The following is a 21,375-nucleotide window of genomic DNA, read 5'->3' on the forward strand; positions in this document are numbered from 1 at the left end:
ATGACCGGGAACCGTGATCCCTTTCTCCAGCCCTTTCAGCTTAAGCACCTGACGCTGAAGAACCGCATCATGTCGACGGCGCATGAGCCGGCTTATTCGGAAGCGGGCATGCCGACCGAACGCTACCGGCTCTATCACGTCGAAAAGGCGAAGGGCGGCATTGCACTCACCATGACGGCGGGCTCGGCCAGTGTCAGCCGCGACAGCCCGCCGGCCTTTGGCAACCTCTTGGCCTGGAAAGACGAGATCGTCCCGCATCTGAAGCGCCTGACCGACGACTGTCACGAGCATGGTTGCGCCGTGATGATCCAGCTCACCCATCTCGGCCGTCGCACCAATTGGAACAAGGGGGACTGGCTGCCGGTGCTTAGCCCCTCTCCGATCCGTGAGCCCGCCCACCGCCATTTTCCCAAGGAGATCGAGGACTGGGACATCCAGCGCATCGTCGAGGATTACGCGACAGCCGCCGCGCGAATGCAGGAAGCTGGCCTCGATGGCATCGAGTTCGAGGCTTACGGCCATCTGATGGACAGCTTCTGGTCACCGGCCACCAACCGGCGCGAGGATGAATTCGGCGGCTCGCTCGACAACCGGATGCGCTTTTCCAACCTGGTGATATCAGCCGTCAGAAAAGCGGTCGGCCCGGATTTCATCGTCGGCATCCGCATGGTCGCCGACGAGGATTGGGACAAGGGCCTGAGCCGCGACGAGGGCGTCGAGATCGCCAAGCGTTTTGCCGCCGGCGGCGAGATCGACTTTCTCAACATCATCAGAGGCCATATCGAGCACGACGCCTCGCTGAACAACGTCATCCCCATCCAGGGCATGGCCGCCTCACCCCATCTCGATTTCGCCGGCGACGTGCGCGCAGCAACCAAGTTCCCGGTCTTCCATGCCGCCCGCATCGCCGATGTCGCGACGGCCCGTCACGCGATCGCCGAGGGCAAGCTCGACATGGTCGGTATGACCCGCGCCCATATCGCCGATCCGCATATCGTCAGAAAGATCATTCAGGGCCGCGAGCAGCAGATCCGCCCCTGCGTCGGCGCGACATACTGTCTGGACCGCATCTATGAAGGCGGCGAGGCGCTTTGCATCCACAATGCCGCCACCAGCCGAGAGGCGCTGATCCCGCATGATCTGCTCAAGGCAGACAAACCTCGCAAGGCCATTGTGGTGGGGGCAGGGCCGGCAGGTCTCGAAGCCGCGCGCGTGCTTGCCGAACGCGGACACCATGTCGAGGTGCTGGAGGCATCGAGCCGCGCCGGCGGCCAGGTGAACCTGCTCACCCGCAATCCGCGCCGCAAGGAAATGGTCGGCATCATCGACTGGCGTCTGGCGGAACTCGAACGCCTCGGCGTGACCATCTACTATGACACCTATGCCGGTGCCGACGACGTGCTCGCCTTCAATCCCGATCTGGTGGTCATCGCGACCGGCGGCATCGCCCAGTCGCCGGAACTGGAGACGGGCGATGATCTCGTCACCTCGAGCTGGGACATCCTGGCCGGCAGCGTGAAGCCCGAGGGGCCGGTTCTGCTCTACGACGACAATGGCGGGCATCCCGGCATGAGTGCCGCAGAGGTCATCGCCAATGCAGGCGTCGAACTCGAAGTGGTCTCGCCGGAACGCTTTTTCGCGCCGGAGATGGGCGGCATGAACCATGTGCCCTATGCCAAGACCTTTGCCGAAAAGAATGTCCGCGTCACGATCAACACCAAGCTGGTTGGCGTCCGCCGCGATGGTAATGCTCTGCTCGCGACACTCGGCTCCGACTTTTCAGATGTGAGGGTGGAGCGGCGCGTCGCGCAGGTGGTGGTGGAGCACGGCACCATGGCCAATGCGGATCTCTATCTCGAACTCAAGCCGCTTTCACGCAATCGCGGCGCTGTCGACTATGCCGCGCTGATCGCGAGACGCGGGCCGCTGCCGCTCAAGGATGAGGCCGCCAGCTTCGACCTTGTACGCATCGGGGATGCGGTCGAAAGCCGCAACATCCACGCTGCCGTCTACGATGCCCTGCGCTTTTGCAGCCTGCTTTAGCGCATAGCAAAAGGCGGCGCCGAAGCGCCGCCCCTTAGGACCTTAACACGTCCCACGTTCCGGGATTAGTTATCCGTCGACGAGGTGGTGGTGCCGTCGGTCGGAGCCATTGTGCCGGTGGTGCCAGCATCTGCAGCCTGGTCATCCAGAGTACGGAACTCCGGAGCGTTGCGCAGGCTGTCAGCCGTTTCCGTGGTCGTCAGGCGGACTTCTGCGTCAGCGACGGCCTCGGTGGTGGTGGTGGTCGTCGTCGTGGCAGCATCGCCCGTACCGGTCATTGCTGCATCATCCATTTCGCGGGTGATGGTGATCTTGTCGAACGGGATGGCGACATCCTTTTCGCCGATGCCGAGGAAGCCACCAACGCCGACGACTGCAGCAACAATGCCACCGTCTTTCTCTACGAGCAGGTCGTTGATGTCACCGATCGACTGGTTGTCGGCAGTATAGATCGCCTGGCCCATGAAATCGCTGACCGAGATCTGGCTTTCAGCCTGTTCCGTCAGGTAAGTGGCCGAGCCGGCGGCGTCAGCCGGAGCCTGGGCCGTGGTGCCCATCGAGCCCGACGTGCCATCCATCGAAGCATCCGGGGTGGCCGGAGCAGGCATCGTGGTGGTGCCGTCCGTAGCAGCCGGCGGCGTGGTCGTTGTGCCCGGAGTTGCGTCCTGAGCGACGGCAAACGGGGCCATGGCGGTGGAACCGAGCAGCATGGCTGCGGCGAGGGTCTTGAGAGACTTGTTCATGGTGGACCTACCTTTCCTCTGAGATGGTCTGCGACTGACACTGCCCTTGCTGAAGTGCTGGGCGGCGTCGGTTCGAGAGGAAAATGTCCGGCGGCCTGGATCGTTCCGCTGGCGAAGTCCTGAATATTTTGAGGGGGTTGCAGGAACAAAATGCAATGAAAGCAGTTTGCGGGGCCGCTTTTGGCCCCGCGTCGTCAATCCGTTTTACTCAGAGTTTGAACCGCGGTTCTGCCTTGCCCTTGACGCTCACGCCGAGATCGAAGGTCATGCCTGCAAGCCTGTCTTCGGCCCGTTCTGCGTCGCTCAGCCCCTCCCAGCAAGAGGTCACTGCGAGGCGATCGAGATTGACGCCATAGAATGCCGGGCAGGTCGGCCGGCGCATTGGGGCTGCGTAGCGGGCGATATGCCGACCGTCGGGCGCATAGCGATCCACTGCGCCGCCGTCCCAGTTGGCGTTCCAGATCGTGCCTTCGAGATCGACGACCGATCCGTCTATGACGCCCTGACGCTGAGACTGATCGATGAACACCGTCGGAGCGCCAGTGGGAAGGCCAGTCGCTGCATCGAGTTCGACCCGCATCATGTGGTTGATCTTCGAATCGTTGAAGTAGCCGACGCTGCCATCCGGCGAGAAGCAGATGCCGTTCGGAATGCTGACGGCGTCAAAGAGCTTGGTCACGGTCGTTCCCGCGACATGGTAGATGGCGCCGGCGCCGGTTTCGGCAGTCCGGCTCATCGTCCCGATCCACAGGGCGCCGCTCGGATGCACGCGGCCGTCATTCGAGCGGTTCTGCGGCTTGTCCTCGATTTTTCCATAGGGCGAGAGGGTGCCGCTTGTAGCATCGCGCAGGAAGAGCCCCTGGTCGGAGGCGATCAGTTGCCGCTTCTCGTCGACGATAGCGAGCACGCTGCCGAGGAAGGGCAGGGCGTGTCTCTTCAGACGGCCGCCGGCAACATCGAGCTCGCACAGCGTCTTGCCGAGGATGTCGAACCAGAACAGCGCACCAGTCGTCGGGTCATAGGTCGGGCCCTCTCCCAGTTCCATGCGCTCTTCGGATAGCGTCCTGCCGGTAAAGCTCTCTGTCGCGATCACACTCTTCCTCCTTGTCGATTTCTTCTAAATCTGCCGTGCGACTAAGGTCGCAAACAGGGGTTTACGGTAAAATTTATGGGGTATCTGGACCCTCGGCGCTTTACAAGTCTATGCTTCGCCAACTCAGGGGAACAGATTCGGCTTTGATGTCGCCTTTGGGTGTTCCTTCAAGCATTCCGATCGCAAGGTCTCTGACACGGGAGCAGGCGAGATAAAGGACCGGCTGCAGCCAGGTTACCCACGCCTTCGATCCGCAGCCAATGGCAGGTATTGTAGCAGTTGACGTATACGTCTTGGACAATCTCCTCGATAATCACGACCGGTGACCCGGTATGGACGGGTGTGTGATGACGAACCAGGACATGGCAGCCGCGGAGCGTGTCGAGGGTCTGATCACGGACGTGAAGGGGTTCAAGACCCAGTTCGACGTCTTCCGCTTCATGAAGCGGGTGACGGAGCTCTACGGCGCCCGTGCCTTCATGGTGCTGAACATGCCGGGTGCTACGGCACAGGAACTCGGCAGCAGCTCGATCATCACCAACTGGCCTTCCGATCTCCTGACCGAGTTCGATCAAATTTCCCTGTTGTCGGGCAGCCCTGTGCTGGCCCATCTGCGTCGCTCATCGATCCCCTTGCGTTTCGACATCGATGACGTGGCGCAGCAGCGGGACAGCCGCTCCGGCGAAATCTCCAAGGCGCTCTTTACCCGCTTCCGCATGAACCGCGGGTCCTATTTCCCGGTCCATGATGCAACGGGTGCCCGAGGGGCTGTCTCCTTCATTGGCGACCGCGAGCCCTTCAACACGCTCGAGATGATGGAGCTCGCCTATATCGCGACGCATGTGTTCAACCGCCTCGCTGAAATCCGCGAGATGGACAGCCGCAACAGTGACATGCTGACCGAACGGGAGCTCGACTGCCTCAACTGGACGGCGGCCGGCAAGACCAGCGTCGAGATCGCGGAAATCCTGACGCTCTCCGAGCACACGATCAACCACTACCTGAACCGTGCGACGAAGAAGCTGGATGCGGTCAACCGCACCCAGGCCGTCGCCAAGGCCCTCCGGCTCGGCTTGATAAAGTAAGGGTAAACGCTGGTGCATTTTTGTGCGCCACACATCATGTCAGCCTAGTTTCCCGGCACAATCCCGATCTGGTGACGCCCGTGGCATGCTTCAAGGCCGCATTTCCCGCCCTTTGAAAACTGGCACGCTTTCTGCATTGCTAGTGTCAGTCCAGAGGGGACGTTGCACGACACCCGTCAAAGGGTGCAGCCTGACAAGCCGCCGCGGGGGGTGCTCTCCGCAGGCGGCTTGTCTGTTTCTGCCACAAAGGTCGCAGCCCTAAGCCGCATTTGTTGTTGGCGAATGTCTCATGCTCCATTATCTGATTTCCCAGACTTAAAAGACGTAAGCGGAAAGAAGATTGAAATGGCCGAACTGTCGCGTGATCGGGTGATTGAGGCGCTGAAGGGAATCCGCGGACCGGATCTCGATGGCAACATTGTCGACCTCGGCATGGTCTCGGATGTCTTCATCTCCGACGGAAAGGTCTACTTCTCCATCAATGTGCCGGCCGAGCGCGCCCAGGAACTGGAACCGCTGCGCCAGGCGGCTGAGCGGACGGTGAAGGCATTGCCCGGTGTGAACGGTGCGGTCGTCAGTCTGACCGCCGAGCGCAAGCAGGGCTCCACGCCGCCGCCGCCACGCCCGCAGCCTGCAGCGCCCACCCACAGCCACGGCCACAGTCATGGCCCGGCGCAGAGCGGACCTCAGCGCACGAAGGCCGGCGTCCCCGGCATCGAAGCCATCATCGCGGTCGCCTCCGGCAAGGGTGGCGTCGGCAAGTCGACCACGGCGGTCAACCTGGCCCTGGCCATGAAGGCAAACGGCCTGCGGGTCGGCATTCTCGACGCCGATGTCTACGGCCCTTCCATGCCGCGCCTTCTCGGCATTACCGGACGCCCGCAGCAGATCGAGAACCGCATCATCGTGCCGATGGAAAATTACGGCATCAAGGTCATGTCGATGGGCTTCCTCGTCGATGAAGGGACCGCGATGATCTGGCGCGGCCCGATGGTCCAGTCGGCCCTCATGCAGATGCTGCGCGAAGTCGCCTGGGGCGATCTCGACGTGCTGGTCGTCGACATGCCGCCGGGCACCGGTGATGCGCAGCTGACCATGGCCCAGCAGGTGCCGCTGTCGGGGGCGGTCATCGTCTCCACCCCGCAGGACCTTGCCCTCATCGACGCGCGCAAGGGCCTGAACATGTTCAACAAGGTCGAAGTACCCGTGCTCGGCATCGTCGAGAATATGAGCTATTTCATCGCGCCCGACACCGGAAACCGCTACGATATCTTCGGCCATGGTGGCGCGAGGGCGGAGGCCGAGAAGATCGGCGTGCCCTTCCTCGGCGAAGTGCCGCTCACCATCTCGATCCGCGAGACCTCGGATGCGGGAACTCCGGTCGTAGTGAGCGAACCGGACGGGCCGCAGGCGAAGATCTACCGCGACATCGCGACCAAGGCCTGGGAACAGGTCAAGGCTCGATCGGGTCGCGCAGCGCCGGCGATCGTCTTCGAATAATCGCTGAGCAGCGGCCTCGACCGGCCATTGCTTTGCCCCGTCGAGGCGTGCGTCGGCTGCATTGCTGTGCTGCAACAATTGCTTTGGCATTCCATTCGGGACTATGATTGTCTCCGGAGCTTAACCGCGCGGCGTGCCATGAAGGTGACCAGTCCTTGATAAGGGCCTATCGACGAGACGGAAGTGCCGAAATCATCGGCATCGAGCCTCAAGCCAGCAATTTCCCCGATGACATCATCTGGATCGACTTGATCAAGCCGAGCCGCGACGAGGAACACTTCGTCGAGAGCCGGATCGGCATTCCGTTGCCGACACCGGATGAGCTGAAGGACATCGAACCGTCCAGCCGGCTCTATGTCGAGCACGATGCGATCTACATGACGGCCTCGCTGCTCTACAGAGCCGATTCCAGCTATCCGCTGCTCACCGACGTCGCCTTCATTCTCCATCGCGGGCGCCTCATCACCATCCGCTATGCCGAGCCCAAGGCCTTCGAACTCTTCAGTGCGAGTCTCCTGCGCCTGAACGGACAGTGCGACACCGGCGCGAAACTTCTCGGCCATCTCTTGGAGACGATCGTCGACCGGACTGCCGAGATCCTGGAAACGCTGGCCGCACGCCTCGATGCGCTCTCGATCACGGTCTTTGTCAATCGCAAGGCCGCCAAGCGTCGTCCGCCGCGCTTCCTGGAAGACAAGCTGCTCGATATCGCCAGCCATCATCAGCTCGTGGGGAAGGTGCGTGACAGCCTCGTCTCCTTGTCTCGCCTGGTTCTTTTCCTGCAGTCGCAGCCGGCGGTGCGCCGGGAGGAAGAAGCCGCAGAACTCTGCGGCCTGGTTGTCCGCGACCTTCAATCGCTTGGCGAGCACGCGGCTTTTGTCGCCAACAACATCACCTTCATGCTCGATGCCTCGCTCGGCCTCATCAATGTCGAGCAGAATGCCATCATCAAGATCTTCTCGATCGCCTCGGTTGTCTTCCTGCCACCGACCCTTGTCGCGTCGATCTACGGCATGAATTTTCAGTTCATGCCGGAACTCGGATGGAACTTCGGATACCCCATGGCGCTTTTTGCCATGCTGCTCTCCGCCATCATCCCGTTCTTGTTTTTCCGTTGGAAAGGCTGGCTCTAAAGAGCCTGGTATCCCATGCCACAACTCGATCACCAGCCTGCGGCTGGTCCGAAGGATGCACGCAGTCTTTTTCTTCTCGCGCTCGGTTCTGTCGGTGTCGTCTATGGCGACATCGGCACCAGCCCGCTTTACGCCTTCCGCGAGGCGCTGAAGCCGATCGGTGTCGACGGCATCACCCGCGTCGAAATCATTGGCCTCATCTCGCTGATGATCTGGTCGCTGACGATCATCGTGACGCTCAAATATGTCCTCTTCCTGCTGCGTGCCGACAATGACGGCGAAGGCGGCACCCTGTCGCTTCTGGCGCTGCTCTCGAAGTCGGCAAACGGTCACGGTCCGGTCCTGATGGTGCTGGGCCTGATCGGCGCCGCACTCTTCCTCGGCGATTCCATGATCACGCCGGCGCTCTCGGTCTTGTCGGCCGTCGAGGGATTGAAACTCGTCGCGCCGGACATGTCCGATTACATCGTGCCGATCTCGCTTGCGATCCTGATCGGCCTCTTCGCGGTCCAGTCACGAGGAACGGGGGCGGTGGCCCGCTTCTTCGGGCCGATCACGGCGCTCTGGTTCATCGTCATGGCAGCTGGCGGCATTATCCATATCTTCGACGACGTCGGCATCTTTGCCGCCTTCAATCCATGGTATGCGGCAAGCTTCCTGCTGCACGAAGGCTTCCTCGGCATTGTTGTCCTCGGCGCCGTGTTCCTCACCGTCACGGGTGCGGAAGCGCTCTATGCCGACCTTGGACATTTCGGCCGCAAGCCGATCCAGCTCGCCTGGTTCGCGCTCGTCTTTCCGGCGCTCGTGCTGAATTATCTGGGGCAGGGCGCGCTGGTCCTCAGCGATCCCTCCACGGCCTCGGATCCATTCTTCCTGATGTTTCCATCTTGGGCGCTGCTGCCGATTGTCATCCTCGCGACCTTCGCCACCATCATTGCCAGCCAGGCGGTGATCACGGGTGCGTTTTCGCTGGTTCGCCAGGCGATCCACCTCGGCTTCCTGCCGCGCATGCAGATCCTGTTCACGTCCGAAACCCAGAGCGGCCAGATCTACCTGCCCTCGGTCAACACACTTCTGCTCGTCGGCGTTCTCTCGCTGGTTCTTCTCTTTGAAAGCTCGGAAGCGCTGGCCACGGCCTACGGCATCTCGGTGACCGGCGCCATGGTGGTGACGACCATCATGGCTTTCGAATTCGTCCGCAAGAAATGGAACTGGAGCCTGGCGCTTGCTGCAGCAGTCCTGACCCCGCTCCTTCTGCTCGAACTGGTCTTCCTCGGCGCCAACCTTTTGAAGATCCATGATGGCGGCTACATACCGGTTCTTTTCGCCGCAGCCTTCACGGTGGTCATGTGGACCTGGCGTCGCGGCACGGCAATCCTCTTCCAGAAGACCCGCCGCGACGATGTCCCGCTCGAAGCCTTTGTCGCCATGATCGAGAAGAAGGGCGAGCACAGCCCGGCCTGCGTGCCCGGCACCGCAATCTTCCTGACCAGCGACCCGACCCGCGCGCCGGCCGCCTTGATGCACAATCTGAAGCACAACCACGTCATTCATGAGCGCAACATCATCCTGACCATCCGCACGCTGGGACGCCCTCGCATTGCCGAGGAGGATAGGTTCGAGGTCGAGGAATTGTCGGAACGCTTCTCGCGCGTCGAGATCCGCTTCGGCTTCATGGAAACCCAGAACGTCTCCAAGACGCTGGCCAGCCTGCGCCGCGGCGGGTTGAAGTTCGACATCATGTCGACCTCCTTCTATCTCGGCCGTCGCAAGCTGGTGGCAGGGCAGGGCATGGGCATGCCCCACTGGCAGGATCGGCTCTACATCGCGCTTGCGGAAGCCGCAGCAGACCCGTCCGACTATTTCCGCTTGCCGGCCAACCGGGTGATCGAACTCGGGTCACACGTCATCATCTGACCGGCCCAACGTTCCTCCGTGAGCTTCAGGACCGTCGGCACGCCCGGCGGTCCTGCCGCATTTGTCCGGATGCTCCCAAAGCTGTGATCGCGCATTAACCAAGCATCAAGGTTAACGAGAGATATTCCTCTAATGTAATCCTGTTTGGGTTCGAAGCATCGGGCCCGTGTCAGCGTGTGTTGGAGTGTGGCCTTGCGTCCCAAGTTTCGTCCTTCGAAGAAGGTCCTCTCCCGACTGGAGAACTGGACCTCTCCCCTGGTCTTCGGCCTCGCGTCCTGGCTGATTTTCCCCTCCGTTGCCGCCCAGGCCGATATGGCGGGCCTTCTGACCGGTCTCGACCGTGGTGCCAGCAACTGGCGCATGGTGATGACATCAACCCCGGCCGGCTCGATCCACGAAGCCAATCTTGCCTTCTCGGAAGGGGAGGCGTCCGAGGCGCTGTCCGGTGGCGCTGGCTTGATCCTGCCCGACGGCCGCCGCATCGCCTTCGACGGCGGCAAGGCCGCCCCTGATTCGTTGCCGGACGAAATGCGTGTCACCCGCGACCAGAAGAAGGGCCGGGTCATGGCCGTCGAGCCCATGCTGCCGCCGCGCGCCTTCTCGGCCGGATCTATCCTGCAGCGGACGAGCTCGCTGATGGAGCCCGAGCTTGGAGCACCATCCGTCTTTGCCCACGAGGAAGACAAGACCAAGCCCGTCGAGCTCGCAAGCTTCTATTTCAAGCGCGAAAAGCCGGCCGCCGATCCCTCCCTGTCGCCTATGATTGCTGATCTTGTGACCAATTCCGTGCCTGACGTGCTGGCGACCGCCTATGCGCCGCCGGCCCCGGACTACGCGAGCGTTTCGCCCTTCGACAGCATCCTGACCGACCAGCAGGAAGACCAGGGCCGTTTCATCCCCGATATCGACCCGAAGGATCACGCCTGGGCCGCGACGCCGCTGCCGGGAGCCGTATTTTCCGACAAGGAACAGAAGTGCCTGGCGGAAGGCATCTACTTCGAAGCCCGGGGCGAATCGGTGAAGGGTCAAGCCGCGGTCGCCCAGGTCATCCTCAACCGCGTGCGCAATCCGCATTATCCCGATACGATTTGCGGCGTGGTCTATCAGAACGAAAACTGGCGCAACCGTTGCCAGTTCTCCTTCGCCTGTGATCGCATTCCCGACATCGTCGCGTCGCCACGCCATTGGAAGATCGCCAAGGAAATTGCCATGGCTGTCACCGCCGGTAAGATCTGGTTCAAGGATGTCGGTTCCGCCACCCATTACCACGCAACCTATGTCAGCCCGGCCTGGGGCCCGACGATGAAGCGCGTTGAAAAGATCGGCAAGCACATCTTCTACCGCACCTATGGAGGCGGCTGGAGCTGATCCGATCAGCGCAGCCGGTCGAGCCAGTTCGACAGCAGCGGCACGATCAGGAAGGATGCCGCATAGGTGAGTGGCACCGTGACGAAGATGTAAAGCATCGGCGTCAGATTGCCCTCCGGGCCAAACGCGAAGGCCGCCTGCACGCCGATCATCCAGCCAAGGGCAAGGCTGGTTAGAATGCGGACAATGAAGCGTGTCATGGTTCCCCCGGGCAGGACTTACCCAAGAGCGTCCCATGTCTGTCCCCGTTCCGCAATCTTCCCAGCATGGCCCATGCGGGCCGACGATGACGCAAGTCACACGTCTCCGTGAATGTGGCAGATTCTGGTCCATGCTTGCGACGGATTGACCGGATTTGTCGTCCGTCATCTGCGACGATTCTGCATCTTGGACTTAAGTCTATGATTTTTCGGGGTTAATTTGTGGTGAAACTTGGTGCTGTCACGCCTTGACTATGCAGGGGCTCAAAATTATGGTGCGGCCGACTTCAAAGCGGGCCAGAAGGGTTTCTATCTCGCCGTTTCTGCATTCAATTCGGGCGCATAAACGGCCCATGAGACAGGCGACGGTCGGAGAAAGCCATGACGGACCACCGGGAAGAAGATCTGGAAGAGCGCCGCAGACGGCTGACCACGGAACTCGCTGAGCGGGATGCCAAGGTCAAGGACGAGGAGCGAGCCGAGATCAATGCCGACCAGACCCGCAAGGGATATGGTATGGCAATGAAGATCTCGAGCGAATTCATCTCCGCCATCATTGTGGGTGCCATCCTGGGTTATCTTTTCGACTACTTTGTGGGCACGGGGCCATGGGGCATGATCGTCATGCTTCTCATCGGTTTCTGCGCCGGCGTGTTGAACGTCATGCGCGTCGTCGGGATCGTGGCATCGCCACATCCGGCGGATCGCAGACTGGACTTGGACGACAAGGGCAACGGTCGCTGACGCGCCGGCCCGGAAACGAGAATGACCGCTTCGGCGGCGAAAGCGAAAGAGCAGAACGTGGCAAACGATCCCACTTCCCAGTTCCTTGTGAAGCCGATTGTACCGATCGAAATCGGCGGGATTGATTTTTCGTTCACCAACGCCTCCCTGTTCATGGTGGCAACCGTGGCTGCCGCCTCGGGTTTCCTCTACTTCTCGACCGCCAATCGCGGTCTCATCCCGACGCGCATGCAGTCGGTCGCCGAAATGGCCTACGAGTTCATTGCCTCCATGCTGCGCGAAGGCGCGGGCTCCAAGGGCATGCACTTCTTCCCGATGGTCTTCTCGCTGTTCATGTTCGTCCTGACGGCGAACCTGCTCGGCATGTTCCCCTACTTCTTCACGATCACCAGCCAGGTCATCGTCACTTTTGCCCTGGCGCTGTTCGTCATCCTGACGGTCCTGATCTACGGCTTCTACAAGCACGGTCTGCACTTCCTCTCGATCTTTGCGCCATCCGGCGTTCCGGGCGCACTTTTGCCGCTCGTGTCGACGATTGAGGTCGTGTCCTTCCTGTCGCGCCCGATCAGCCTTTCGGTTCGTCTCTTCGCCAACATGCTGGCCGGTCACATCACGCTGAAGGTCTTCGCGGGCTTCGTCGTATCGATGAGCGCTGCCGGTGCCGTCGGCGTCGCAGGCTCCATCCTGCCCCTCATCATGACGGTCGCCATGACCGCTCTCGAGTTTCTCGTTGCCTTCCTGCAGGCTTACGTCTTCGCGGTACTGACTTGCATGTACCTGAACGACGCTGTGCATGGTGGTCACTGAGAATAAAGTCGCTGGCCCCGGTTTCCCGGGTGTCAAAAACAGCCGCAACAACCCATTCGAAGGAGTATCCATATGGAAGCGGAAGCAGCAAAGTACATCGGCGCGGGTCTCGCATGCCTCGGCATGGCTGGTACGTCCCTCGCTCTCGGCCGTATCTTCGGTGACTACCTGACCGGCGCACTGCGCAACCCGTCTGCTGCTGACAGCCAGTTCGGCCGTCTGGTATTCGGCTTCGCCGTTACGGAAGCTCTGGGCATCTTCTCGCTGCTCATCGCTCTCCTTCTCCTGTTCGCCGTCTGATAACGGCTGGAGTTTGAGATCACGGCGCGCCGACAAGGCAGCCGTGATCTCGCGCATTTGAGCATACACCTGGAGGTGAGCATGTTTGTGACCCCCGCCTTTGCCCAGGAAACCCCGGCAGAAGGCCAGCTTCACACAGAGACCGGCGTGGCCCACGACGAGGCTCATGGCGGCGGCGTGTTCCCGCCGTTCGATTTTTCGACCTATCCGTCGCAGCTTCTGTGGCTGGTGATCACGTTCGGCGTGTTCTACATGCTCATGCAGAAGGTCATCGTCCCGCGCGTCGGCGGCATTCTTGAGAACCGCCACGACCGCATCGCCCAGGATCTCGACGAGGCTTCTCGTCTGAAGTCCGAAGCCGATGCTGCCATCGAAACCTACGAGCGCGAATTGACTGCGGCCAAGGCGAAAGCCGGCCAGATCGCTTCTGCCGCTCGTGATGCATCCAAGGCCAAGGCCGATGCGGAGCGTGCTGCGATCGAGACGGAACTGTCCGCCAAGATCGCCGCTGCCGAAAGCCGCATCGCCGACATCAAGGCTCGCGCTTTCGCTGAAGTCGACACGATCGCGATCGACACAGTCGGCGCAATCGTTGAAGAACTGATCGGCGCCAAGTCGACCGCGGCCGACATCAAGGCCGCCGTCTCCGGCGTCGCAAAGCAGGGGGCCTAAGCATCATGGACTCTTCATTTTTCGCGCTCGTTGCCCTCGTCCTCTTCTTCCTCCTGCTCGCCTACCTGAAGGTACCGGGCATGATGGCGAAGGCTCTGGATGAGCGCGCCGACAAGATCCGCGACGAGCTGGCCGAAGCCAAGCGCCTGCGCGAAGAGGCTCAGCACCTGCTGGCCGAATACCAGCGCAAGCGCAAGGAAGCCGAAGCCGAGGCTGCAGCCATCGTGGCCGCCGCCGAGCGCGAGGCCGCTGCCCTGACCGCGGAAGCCAAGCAGAAGACCGAAGAGTTTGTTGCACGCCGCAACGCACTCTCCGAGCAGAAGATCAAGCAGGCCGAGACCGAAGCCGTGAACGCCGTTCGCGCTGCAGCCGTCGACCTTGCGATCGCAGCTGCCGAGAAGGTCCTGGCCAAGAAGTCCGACGAAGCCGTGCAGCAGTCGTTGTTCAAGGCCTCCGTCGGTGAAGTGAAGTCGCGCCTGAACTGAGTTCGGCCGACCGCTGACAAGTTGCTGATTGTGACGCCCCGACCGGTCTCCGGTCGGGGCGTTTTCTTTTTCGATGTGTAGCCTGTCGAGATGGATGAAGCGCGACGCATGGTCGTCAGTGCTCGGTGGCGTGTACGCCCGGTTGCGGTTGCAGGTACGCGCAGATTTGAGGGCTAGGGGTCTGCGTCCGCTGGCGTGGCGGTGATCTTCAGCGGTCGGAAACTCATCCGGTGCAACGGGCAGGGCCCGTGGGTCACGATCGCGCTGCGGTGGCGGTCCGTGCCGTAGCCCGCATGGACCTCAAAGCCGTAATCAGGATAGACGAGGCCAGCTCTCACCATCATCCGGTCCCGCATCACTTTGGCGACGATCGAGGCGGCAGCGATCGAGACGGAACGCGCATCGCCCTTGACCACCGCTTCACCCGAGCACAAAAGGCCGAGCGGCACATCGCGACCATCGGCGAGCACATGCCGGGCCTCCTGATCGAGGCCGGCCACGGCCCGGCGCATGGCATCGAGGCTCGCCTTGCGGATGTCGATGAGATCGATGCGCTTGGGCGAGGAGGACGCAATCGAAACGGTCGCTTCGGCCAGGATATGCTCATAGAGGACCTCACGCTGGGCGGCGGAAAGCTTCTTGGAGTCGTTCAGCCCGTCGGGGATCCGCTTCGGATCGAGGATCACGGCTGCGGCGACCACCGGGCCTGCCAGAGGCCCGCGTCCTGCTTCGTCGGTCCCGGCCACCGGCCAAAGGCCCTGGCGCTTGGCGCGGCTCTCAAGTGAGAAATCCGGGACGAGGGGCAAGTCTGGAAAGAGGCCAGGAGAATCGGGTGGCGTGCGTCGTTTCATGCGGCAGAAATCGCACGCGCACCCGACCTCCTGCAAGTCCCCGGTCCCAATCGCGATCATGGCGAAAGGGGCGGCTTACCAGGGACTAAATCCGGTGCGAGGCGGCGGACAACAGCACCGGAATACGAAAACAAACCCAAGTCAGAGCAGCGACAGCTGCACTCCGTCGCTATCGGGCGAGATGAACAGGTCTTCCCTGAGATGCAGGCTGCGGCGCATCAGGCCGAGCCGCTTGGTCGCCATCTCGAAGCGACGGCTGATCTGCCAGGCATAGGGACCGGCCCCTTTCATCCGCTTGCCGAATTCGGCATCATAATCCTTGCCGTCGCGCATCGAGCGAACCAGTGACATCACGTGACGATAGCGGTCCGGATAGTTCTGCAGCAGCCAATCGCGAAACAGCGGGCTCACTTCGAGCGGCAGGCGCAAAAGCACATAACTTGCCTCTGTCGCCCCTGCGGCCCTGCCACTGTCGAGAATGCGTTCGATCTCGTGATCGTTGAGAGCGGGAATGACTGGCGCCATCATAACGGCCACAGGAATGCCGGCCTCTGAAAGCGTCTTGATCGCCTCCAGCCGTTTGGCCGGTGTCGAGGCACGGGGCTCCATCGTCCGTGCCAGCTTGCGATCCAGCGTCGTCACCGAGATGCCGACTTTCACCAGCCCGCGCTCTGCCATCGACGTCAGGATGTCGATATCGCGCAGGATGAGCGCGGACTTCGTCACGATCACAACCGGATGGTTCGCCTTGTCCAGGACTTCCAGGATCTGTCGCATGATGCGCCATTCCCGTTCGATCGGCTGATATGGATCGGTATTGGTGCCGATCGCGATCGGTTTCACCTTGTAGCCCGGCTTCGACAGTTCCCGTTCCAGCAGGCGCGGCGCATCCGGCTTGGCAAACAGCTTCGCCTCGAAGTCGAGGCCTGCCGACAGGCCCATATAGCTGTGGGTCGGCCGGGCGAAGCAGTAGATGCAGCCATGCTCGCAGCCGCGATAGGGGTTGATCGAACGGTCGAAGGGAATGTCGGGTGAATCGTTGCGGGTGATGACCGTGCGCGGCTTCTCGACCTGAACTTCGGTCCTGAAGGGCGGCATGTCCTCGAGCGTATGCCAGCCGTCATCGAAGGCGACGCGCTCCTGGCTCTCGAACCGGCCGGCCGGATTGATCCCGGCCGCACGTCCGCGCCGCCGATCGATCTCGATCCGCATGCCGGACGCGTTCATCAGCGCATCGGCAATATCTGCCGTATTGCCGGGCTGAAAGGCAGCCTGGCTCACAAGAGACAGCTCGGTCATGTTTGGCTCCTCGCGGGCGTTCAAGCCTCGCTCAATGACTTTATTCCTAGAGCCAAAAAGAGAACAATGCAAGAACAAAGTTCAGAAAACTGTCTGTGGCAAAACTTTGTGCAATGCGATAGATATAGGCAATGCTGACAGTGATCATGGAATGCCACGACCAGGAACCCGAGCTCGCACAGACCTTGTCCGTGCTGGTGGCCGGCGCTGTCGAGGGTCTGGTCAGCGATGTCATCGTGCTTGACCACGGCTCGACCGATGGTTCGTCCTTGGTTGCCGATGCTGCCGGATGCCGCTTTTATCAGCAATGGGACATGAAGCATGTGCTGGCGACGGCGCGCGGCGAATGGCTGCTGCTCATCGAACCCGGTGCGCGGCTCGGCCAGGGCTGGGTGGACGAGGTCGCGGAATATGTCGCGCTCAACAAGGCGCCCGCCCGTTTCTCCGAATCGCGGCTTTACCGGCAGCCCTTCTATCGCCGGCTGACCCGCTCGACGCCGCTGCTCGAGAATGGTCTGCTGATCCCGAAACGTCAGGCACAGGGGCTGGCTGGCGAGGGCAGGGAACTGCTTCAGCTGGCGCGCGGGCACAAGCCGCGCCGTCTCGCCTCCGAGATCATTCCGTCCTGGGTCGCCCGCGAGGCGCGCCGCTAGTCAGCCTTGGCTGCGCCGCAGGTGCTCATCGAGCCTCGGCATGATTTCCACGAAATTGCAGGGCATGTGCCGATAGTCGAGTTGCAGCTTGATGATCCCGTCCCACGCATCCTTGCAGGCGCCGGGTGAGCCCGGCAGCACGAAGATGAAGGTGGCGTTGGCGACGCCACCCGTCGCGCGGGACTGGATCGTCGAAGTGCCGATCTTGTCATAGGAAATGCGGTGGAAGACTTCGGAAAAGCCGTCCATGCGCTTTTCGAACAGCGGCTCCAAGGCCTCGGGCGTGACATCCCGCCCGGTAAAGCCCGTGCCACCGGTGGTGATGACGACATCGATCTCGGGCGTCTTCGTCCAGGTCTCGACCTGGTCCCGGATCGCCGTCTTGTCGTCCTTGACGATCGCCCGGGCAACAAGCCGGTGACCAGCCTCTTCGAGGCGCGCGACCAGCGTGTCCCCGGATTTGTCGTCGGAAAGGCTGCGGGTGTCGGAAACGGTGAGCACCGCAATGCCAACGGGAATGAAGGGGCGGCTTTCGTCGATGCGGCTCATCGGCCCTCTCCCTGAACGGTACGTGTGAGGAGCACATACCAGTTCGGCCGATAGGCCGAAAGCGCCAAGGCCGCCTTCATCGCCGCAGCCTCGGTCTCGTAGAGCCCGAAACAGGTGGCGCCAGAGCCAGACATGCGCACAAAACCTGCCAGGCTCTGCCGCAGCAGATCGCAGGCCTCGGCAATCTCGGGCACCAGCGCTTCCGCCGGCGGCTGCAGGTCGTTGCGCAGGGCGGAGAGCGACTGCATCCACGCAGAGAGACTGGAAGATTGGTCCATCTCGCCGATCGGATCATTGTCGCGGCGCTGAAGGCTGCGAAAGATCTCCGGCGTGGAAACGGGCTTCAGCGGATTGACCAGCACCAGCGGTACGGAGGGCATGGCAACTGTCTCGATTGCCTCGCCTATCCCGCGCGCGCGCAGCGGCGTCGAGGCAAGGCACATCGGCACATCGGCGCCGAGCTGCACTGCGATCTGCTGCAACGTCTCCGCCGGCAGCTCCGCCTTCCAGAGCCTGAGGAGACCGCGCAATGTCGCTGCGGCATCCGCCGAACCACCGCCGATCCCCGACGCGATCGGCAGGCTCTTGTCGAGAAGAATGGAAACAGCGCCATGTGGCTGGCCGCATTCATCGAGGGCGGCCCGAAGCAGATCGCGCGCATTCAGAACCAGATTGTCATCGCCTGAAAGCGCAGCCCCAAAGCGCCCGACGATACGGAAACTGTCTGTGTCTGCCGTCTCGAAGGTGAGTTCGTCGCCGTCCTCGGCAAAGGTCACGAGACTGTCGAGAAGATGATAGCCGTCGTCCCGCCGACCTGTGACGTGCAAAGCAAGGTTGATCTTGGCCGGAGCCGTCTCGACGATCCGCTCCGGCCGGCGCTCTGCAATGTCTTTCATTCGGCTCAGGTCTTCTTGTCGTCTTTCTTGGGCTCTTCGACCGGTTTGGTCTCGACCTTGGCGGCATCAGACTCGATCGCCGGAAGGCCCTTGTCGATTTTTGCCTGGATCTTCGGAACTTCGACCTCTTCCGGTTCGGAGGCGAGTGCGCGCTTCCACTGATACTTGGCTTCCAGCTTGCGCCCGACGCGCCAGTAGGCATCGCCCAGATGGTCGTTGATCGTCGGGTCACCGGCACGCAGCTCGACGGCGCGTTCCAGTTCCACCACCGCCTCTTCGAAGCGACCAAGGCGATAATAGGCCCAGCCGAGCGAATCGACGATGTAGCCGTCGTCCGGCCGAAGCTCGACCGCCTTCTTGATCATCTCCAGACCTTCCTGGAGATTGCGGTTCATGTCGACCCAGGAATAGCCGAGATAATTCAGCACCTGCGGCTGATCGGGGTTGAGCTCCAGCGCCTTGTGGAAGTTTGGCTCCGCCGTGTCCCACTTCTTCAGCCGCTCATAGGCGATGCCACGCTGGAAGAACACCGACCAGTGGTTCCGCGCCGGGTTCGGACCGATGATCTCGATCGCCTTGTCGTAATTCTCCGCCATGGCCGCATAATCCTTGGCATCGGACAGCACGCTGCCATAGGCGAGGTAGCTTCTGATATCTTGCGGATCGGAGGCGATGAGGGCGAGCAGATGTTCGCGCGCTTCCTGAACTTTTCCGGTTTCGGCGAGCGTCAGGCCGAGCTGGAGCTCGGAAATGCGCCGCATCGGCGAGGTCTCGGGTACCTGCCGGTAAAACGCGATCGCCTTTTCCGGCTGCTTTGCATTCTCGGCGATCCCACCGAGCAGGATCAGCGTGTCGGCGGCATCCTTGTCCAGCGCATGGGAAAGCTGGAGATACAGCATGACAGTGTCTTCGGCGCCTTCACGGTTCAGCGCGCCTCCGATCGAGAAGAGAACACCGGCCGCCCCCTGCGCCGCCGTTGTGACAACCGGTTTCGGCTGGCTGCCGGATTCGATCTCGGTGCGGAGCGCCTTGAAGGGGGCGAAGTTGGTGATCAGTTCGTCGCCGGCCGCGAGAGCATCGAGTGCCTTCTGCTTGTTGCCGGCCTGCGCCTCAAGTGTCGCAAGCGCGATCACCGAACGGGCAAAGGTATCGGGCGCCGTCGCACCGCCATTGCGATCGGTGACCGTGTCGGTCAGCGCGCTGCGCGCGGCATCGACGTCGCCGATCATGGCGGCCATCACGCCGGCATTGTAGTTGCGGAAAATGCCGTACCAGCTCGGACCATCGAGATCCTGCACGAGCTTCAGGGCTTCCTCGCCCTTGCCCTCGCCGACCTTGGTCCAGGCGATCAGCAGCTGGTTCATCAGCCGGTCGAGATCGTTCGGCCCCTGATATTTGAAATGCTTGAGGGCTTGCGCATAGTCGCCGTCTCGCATGGCTCGAAAGCCGAGGGCCACGGAGGTGACGCGCTCCACGGCCGGATCGTTTTCCAGAACCTTGGCGAGATCCGCGCCCTCGTCGAACTCACCGTTCATGATGAGCGCGATCATCAGACGCTGCTGAAGCTCCAGCTCGTTCGGCGTGAATTCCAGGGCCTTCTTGTAGAACTTCACCGCGCTCGGATAATCGCGATCCGTTTCCGCAGTCCGGGCTGCCAGGAAGGCGCCCGCAAAGGATTCGACGCTACCGATATCGAAGCTCTCGGCCTCTGTGGACTGGGCAGTGGCAGCAGCAAGCGCCAGCGGCGCCTGCGAGACGCTGAGCAGCAGCGCGAGCGCGGTGCCGGCGAGAGTGCGAAGGGCAAAGCTTTGCCGCATGGACGAGCCTTTCAAGAACCGAGAGCAAGCGCAGGTCGCCCGCGCGCGGGCAATTGGCGATGATTCACGAATAGAATGGCTTTTTTGAAGCAGCCCCGCAAGGCAATCACGGGATCTGCGTCAATTCACGCGGGAGATGCAGAAGTCGATCACGTCGTTGAGGGCGCTCTTCCACGGCGTCTCGGGCAGCGGCGCCAGTGCATCGCGTGCGATGGTGCCGTAATGCTGTGCTCGCTGGATCGTGTCGGTGAGCGCGCCATACTTGCCGATCAGGCCGAGCGCCCTTTCGAGCCGCACATCATCGTTCAGCCCGCCTTCGATCGATTCCTTCCAGAATTCCCGCTCGGCAGCCGTGCCACGGCGATAGGAGAGGATGACCGGCAGGGTAATCTTGCCCTCGCGGAAATCATCTCCGACATTCTTGCCGGTCTCGGCAGCCTTGCCGCCGTAGTCGAGCACGTCGTCGACCAGCTGGAAGGCAAGGCCGAGATTCATGCCATAGGATTTCATGGCGCTGCGGGTCGCCTTGTCAGTGCCGGCGACAATCGGGCCGACTTCGGCGGCAGCCGCAAACAGCGCTGCCGTCTTGGCGCGGATGACAGCGAGATAATCGTCTTCCGTCGTCTCCATGTTTTTGGCGACGGAGAGCTGCAGCACCTCACCCTCGGCGATCACGCAGGCCGCGGTCGAGAGCACGTCGAGCGCCTCGAGCGAGCCGACTTCGACCATCATGCGAAACGCCTGACCGAGCAGGAAGTCGCCGACCAGGACGCTTGCCTGGTTGCCCCAGATGGTGCGGGCTGTGTTTTTGCCACGGCGAAGATCGCTCTCGTCCACCACGTCGTCATGCAGCAGCGTTGCCGTGTGCATGAACTCAACGGAGGTCGCGAGCTTGATGTGATGGTCGCCCTCGTAGCCGAACATGGCGGCTGTCGCGAGCGTGAGCATCGGGCGTAGTCGCTTGCCGCCCGATGAGATCAGGTGGTTTGCCACCTCCGGGATCATCTGAACGTCAGAGCCTGCCTTCGACAGGATCAGCTGATTGACGCGCTCCATGCCGCTTTTGGTCAGGTCCACCAGAGGCTTGACGGATGCCTGTTTGTTTTTGCTTTCCTCAAGCGGTATGACTACGCCCAACGCACCGGACTCCTGTTCAGTTTGGTCGCCGACCATAAAAAGCCCGGAAGGCCACGGCAAGGGGCGAATTGCCTCGGTCTGGG

Annotated in this window: 21 protein-coding genes; 12 read left to right on the forward strand and 9 right to left on the reverse strand. The window is 61.8% G+C overall.

Features of this window, described 5'->3' with window-relative positions; genetic code table 11:
• On the forward strand, window positions 1–2,043 hold the full coding sequence (locus tag GH983_RS03085; protein ID WP_153761586.1) for an NADH:flavin oxidoreductase: 2,043 nt from the start codon (window positions 1–3) through the stop codon (window positions 2,041–2,043).
• A 65-nt stretch (window positions 2,044–2,108) separates the two neighbouring features.
• Here the strand turns inward: GH983_RS03085 and GH983_RS03090 are convergent, their stop codons facing one another.
• The gene (locus GH983_RS03090; RefSeq protein ID WP_054148829.1) at window positions 2,109–2,786 is read right to left on the reverse strand and encodes a PRC-barrel domain-containing protein; all 678 of its coding nucleotides are present in this window, start codon (window positions 2,784–2,786) and stop codon (window positions 2,109–2,111) included.
• Between the two features lie 208 nt (window positions 2,787–2,994).
• Window positions 2,995–3,831, reverse strand: a complete 837-nt coding sequence (locus tag GH983_RS03095; protein ID WP_153763537.1) for an SMP-30/gluconolactonase/LRE family protein — start codon at window positions 3,829–3,831, stop codon at window positions 2,995–2,997.
• A 395-nt stretch (window positions 3,832–4,226) separates the two neighbouring features.
• Between GH983_RS03095 and GH983_RS03100 the strand changes: the two genes are divergently transcribed.
• The 5 genes from GH983_RS03100 to GH983_RS03120 all read left to right on the forward strand — a co-directional run bounded on the left by GH983_RS03100 (window position 4,227) and on the right by GH983_RS03120 (window position 10,882).
• The gene (locus GH983_RS03100) at window positions 4,227–4,964 is read left to right on the forward strand and encodes an autoinducer binding domain-containing protein (RefSeq protein WP_082347605.1); all 738 of its coding nucleotides are present in this window, start codon (window positions 4,227–4,229) and stop codon (window positions 4,962–4,964) included.
• Between the two features lie 345 nt (window positions 4,965–5,309).
• Window positions 5,310–6,464 carry an iron-sulfur cluster carrier protein ApbC gene (gene apbC, locus GH983_RS03105; protein WP_069042041.1) on the forward strand — a complete coding sequence of 385 codons (1,155 nt, stop codon included), beginning with the start codon at window positions 5,310–5,312 and terminating at the stop codon, window positions 6,462–6,464.
• Between the two features lie 155 nt (window positions 6,465–6,619).
• Window positions 6,620–7,597, forward strand: coding sequence for a magnesium transporter CorA family protein (locus tag GH983_RS03110; protein WP_069042040.1), 978 nt, complete (start codon window positions 6,620–6,622; stop codon window positions 7,595–7,597).
• Between the two features lie 15 nt (window positions 7,598–7,612).
• Window positions 7,613–9,514 carry a potassium transporter Kup gene (locus tag GH983_RS03115; RefSeq protein WP_153761587.1) on the forward strand — a complete coding sequence of 634 codons (1,902 nt, stop codon included), beginning with the start codon at window positions 7,613–7,615 and terminating at the stop codon, window positions 9,512–9,514.
• A 192-nt stretch (window positions 9,515–9,706) separates the two neighbouring features.
• Window positions 9,707–10,882, forward strand: coding sequence for a cell wall hydrolase (locus tag GH983_RS03120; protein ID WP_153761588.1), 1,176 nt, complete (start codon window positions 9,707–9,709; stop codon window positions 10,880–10,882).
• A gap of 5 nt (window positions 10,883–10,887) precedes the next feature.
• On the opposite strand, the gene GH983_RS03125 is transcribed toward GH983_RS03120, so the two are convergent.
• Window positions 10,888–11,082, reverse strand: a complete 195-nt coding sequence (locus GH983_RS03125; RefSeq protein ID WP_069042037.1) for a hypothetical protein — start codon at window positions 11,080–11,082, stop codon at window positions 10,888–10,890.
• Window positions 11,083–11,463: 381 nt separating this feature from the next.
• On the opposite strand from GH983_RS03125, the gene GH983_RS03130 reads away from it, so the two are divergent.
• The 5 genes from GH983_RS03130 (at window position 11,464) to GH983_RS03150 (ending at window position 14,090) form a co-directional block, all read left to right on the forward strand.
• Window positions 11,464–11,826 (forward strand): AtpZ/AtpI family protein, encoded by a 363-nt coding sequence (locus GH983_RS03130; RefSeq protein ID WP_054148835.1) that lies wholly within the window; start codon window positions 11,464–11,466, stop codon window positions 11,824–11,826.
• A gap of 57 nt (window positions 11,827–11,883) precedes the next feature.
• Window positions 11,884–12,633: a F0F1 ATP synthase subunit A gene (locus GH983_RS03135; RefSeq protein ID WP_153763538.1), complete on the forward strand. Its 750-nt coding sequence runs from the start codon at window positions 11,884–11,886 to the stop codon at window positions 12,631–12,633.
• A 72-nt stretch (window positions 12,634–12,705) separates the two neighbouring features.
• On the forward strand, window positions 12,706–12,933 hold the full coding sequence (locus tag GH983_RS03140; RefSeq protein ID WP_006726635.1) for a F0F1 ATP synthase subunit C: 228 nt from the start codon (window positions 12,706–12,708) through the stop codon (window positions 12,931–12,933).
• A gap of 81 nt (window positions 12,934–13,014) precedes the next feature.
• Window positions 13,015–13,605, forward strand: coding sequence for a F0F1 ATP synthase subunit B (locus tag GH983_RS03145; RefSeq protein ID WP_054148836.1), 591 nt, complete (start codon window positions 13,015–13,017; stop codon window positions 13,603–13,605).
• Between the two features lie 5 nt (window positions 13,606–13,610).
• A complete protein-coding gene (locus tag GH983_RS03150; protein ID WP_054148837.1) occupies window positions 13,611–14,090 on the forward strand; it encodes a F0F1 ATP synthase subunit B in 480 nt (159 codons plus the stop codon).
• 173 nt (window positions 14,091–14,263) lie between these two features.
• Here the strand turns inward: GH983_RS03150 and GH983_RS03155 are convergent, their stop codons facing one another.
• Together GH983_RS03155 and GH983_RS03160 are read right to left on the reverse strand one after the other, a co-directional pair.
• Window positions 14,264–14,941: a ribonuclease HII gene (locus tag GH983_RS03155; RefSeq protein WP_153761589.1), complete on the reverse strand. Its 678-nt coding sequence runs from the start codon at window positions 14,939–14,941 to the stop codon at window positions 14,264–14,266.
• Window positions 14,942–15,082: 141 nt separating this feature from the next.
• A complete protein-coding gene (locus GH983_RS03160) occupies window positions 15,083–16,240 on the reverse strand; it encodes a PA0069 family radical SAM protein (protein WP_153761590.1) in 1,158 nt (385 codons plus the stop codon).
• A gap of 131 nt (window positions 16,241–16,371) precedes the next feature.
• On the opposite strand from GH983_RS03160, the gene GH983_RS03165 reads away from it, so the two are divergent.
• The gene (locus GH983_RS03165) at window positions 16,372–16,893 is read left to right on the forward strand and encodes a glycosyl transferase (RefSeq protein ID WP_153761591.1); all 522 of its coding nucleotides are present in this window, start codon (window positions 16,372–16,374) and stop codon (window positions 16,891–16,893) included.
• Here the strand turns inward: GH983_RS03165 and moaB are convergent, their stop codons facing one another.
• The 4 genes from moaB to GH983_RS03185 all read right to left on the reverse strand — a co-directional run bounded on the left by moaB (window position 16,894) and on the right by GH983_RS03185 (window position 21,292).
• A complete protein-coding gene (gene moaB / locus GH983_RS03170) occupies window positions 16,894–17,442 on the reverse strand; it encodes a molybdenum cofactor biosynthesis protein B (protein WP_153761592.1) in 549 nt (182 codons plus the stop codon). It abuts the gene before it with no gap.
• Window positions 17,439–18,338 (reverse strand): 4-(cytidine 5'-diphospho)-2-C-methyl-D-erythritol kinase, encoded by a 900-nt coding sequence (locus GH983_RS03175; protein WP_153761593.1) that lies wholly within the window; start codon window positions 18,336–18,338, stop codon window positions 17,439–17,441. The genes moaB and GH983_RS03175 overlap by 4 nt, the downstream gene beginning before the upstream one ends.
• Before the next feature lie 5 nt (window positions 18,339–18,343).
• A complete protein-coding gene (locus GH983_RS03180) occupies window positions 18,344–20,155 on the reverse strand; it encodes a tetratricopeptide repeat protein (protein ID WP_153761594.1) in 1,812 nt (603 codons plus the stop codon).
• Window positions 20,156–20,275: 120 nt separating this feature from the next.
• The gene (locus GH983_RS03185) at window positions 20,276–21,292 is read right to left on the reverse strand and encodes a polyprenyl synthetase family protein (protein WP_069042032.1); all 1,017 of its coding nucleotides are present in this window, start codon (window positions 21,290–21,292) and stop codon (window positions 20,276–20,278) included.
• Window positions 21,293–21,375: the final 83 nt, after the last annotated feature.

The sequence above is a fragment of the Agrobacterium sp. MA01 genome (assembly GCF_009650195.1).
Taxonomy (GTDB): Bacteria; Pseudomonadota; Alphaproteobacteria; order Rhizobiales; family Rhizobiaceae; genus Allorhizobium.

What these genes read in the sequence shown, in the direction of transcription:
- GH983_RS03115 (WP_153761587.1), top strand. Translation starts at nt 7,613, where the DNA reads ATGCCACAACTCGATCACCAGCCTGCGGCTGGTCCGAAGGATGCACGC.
- GH983_RS03090 (WP_054148829.1), bottom strand. Translation starts at nt 2,786, where the DNA reads ATGAACAAGTCTCTCAAGACCCTCGCCGCAGCCATGCTGCTCGGTTCC.
- GH983_RS03095 (WP_153763537.1), bottom strand. Translation starts at nt 3,831, where the DNA reads ATGGAACTGGGAGAGGGCCCGACCTATGACCCGACGACTGGTGCGCTG.
- GH983_RS03155 (WP_153761589.1), bottom strand. Translation starts at nt 14,941, where the DNA reads ATGAAACGACGCACGCCACCCGATTCTCCTGGCCTCTTTCCAGACTTG.
- GH983_RS03130 (WP_054148835.1), top strand. Translation starts at nt 11,464, where the DNA reads ATGACGGACCACCGGGAAGAAGATCTGGAAGAGCGCCGCAGACGGCTG.
- GH983_RS03140 (WP_006726635.1), top strand. Translation starts at nt 12,706, where the DNA reads ATGGAAGCGGAAGCAGCAAAGTACATCGGCGCGGGTCTCGCATGCCTC.
- apbC (WP_069042041.1), top strand. Translation starts at nt 5,310, where the DNA reads ATGGCCGAACTGTCGCGTGATCGGGTGATTGAGGCGCTGAAGGGAATC.
- GH983_RS03180 (WP_153761594.1), bottom strand. Translation starts at nt 20,155, where the DNA reads ATGCGGCAAAGCTTTGCCCTTCGCACTCTCGCCGGCACCGCGCTCGCG.
- GH983_RS03125 (WP_069042037.1), bottom strand. Translation starts at nt 11,082, where the DNA reads ATGACACGCTTCATTGTCCGCATTCTAACCAGCCTTGCCCTTGGCTGG.
- moaB (WP_153761592.1), bottom strand. Translation starts at nt 17,442, where the DNA reads ATGAGCCGCATCGACGAAAGCCGCCCCTTCATTCCCGTTGGCATTGCG.
- GH983_RS03100 (WP_082347605.1), top strand. Translation starts at nt 4,227, where the DNA reads ATGACGAACCAGGACATGGCAGCCGCGGAGCGTGTCGAGGGTCTGATC.
- GH983_RS03085 (WP_153761586.1), top strand. Translation starts at nt 1, where the DNA reads ATGACCGGGAACCGTGATCCCTTTCTCCAGCCCTTTCAGCTTAAGCAC.
- GH983_RS03175 (WP_153761593.1), bottom strand. Translation starts at nt 18,338, where the DNA reads ATGAAAGACATTGCAGAGCGCCGGCCGGAGCGGATCGTCGAGACGGCT.
- GH983_RS03165 (WP_153761591.1), top strand. Translation starts at nt 16,372, where the DNA reads ATGCTGACAGTGATCATGGAATGCCACGACCAGGAACCCGAGCTCGCA.
- GH983_RS03145 (WP_054148836.1), top strand. Translation starts at nt 13,015, where the DNA reads ATGTTTGTGACCCCCGCCTTTGCCCAGGAAACCCCGGCAGAAGGCCAG.
- GH983_RS03160 (WP_153761590.1), bottom strand. Translation starts at nt 16,240, where the DNA reads ATGACCGAGCTGTCTCTTGTGAGCCAGGCTGCCTTTCAGCCCGGCAAT.
- GH983_RS03150 (WP_054148837.1), top strand. Translation starts at nt 13,611, where the DNA reads ATGGACTCTTCATTTTTCGCGCTCGTTGCCCTCGTCCTCTTCTTCCTC.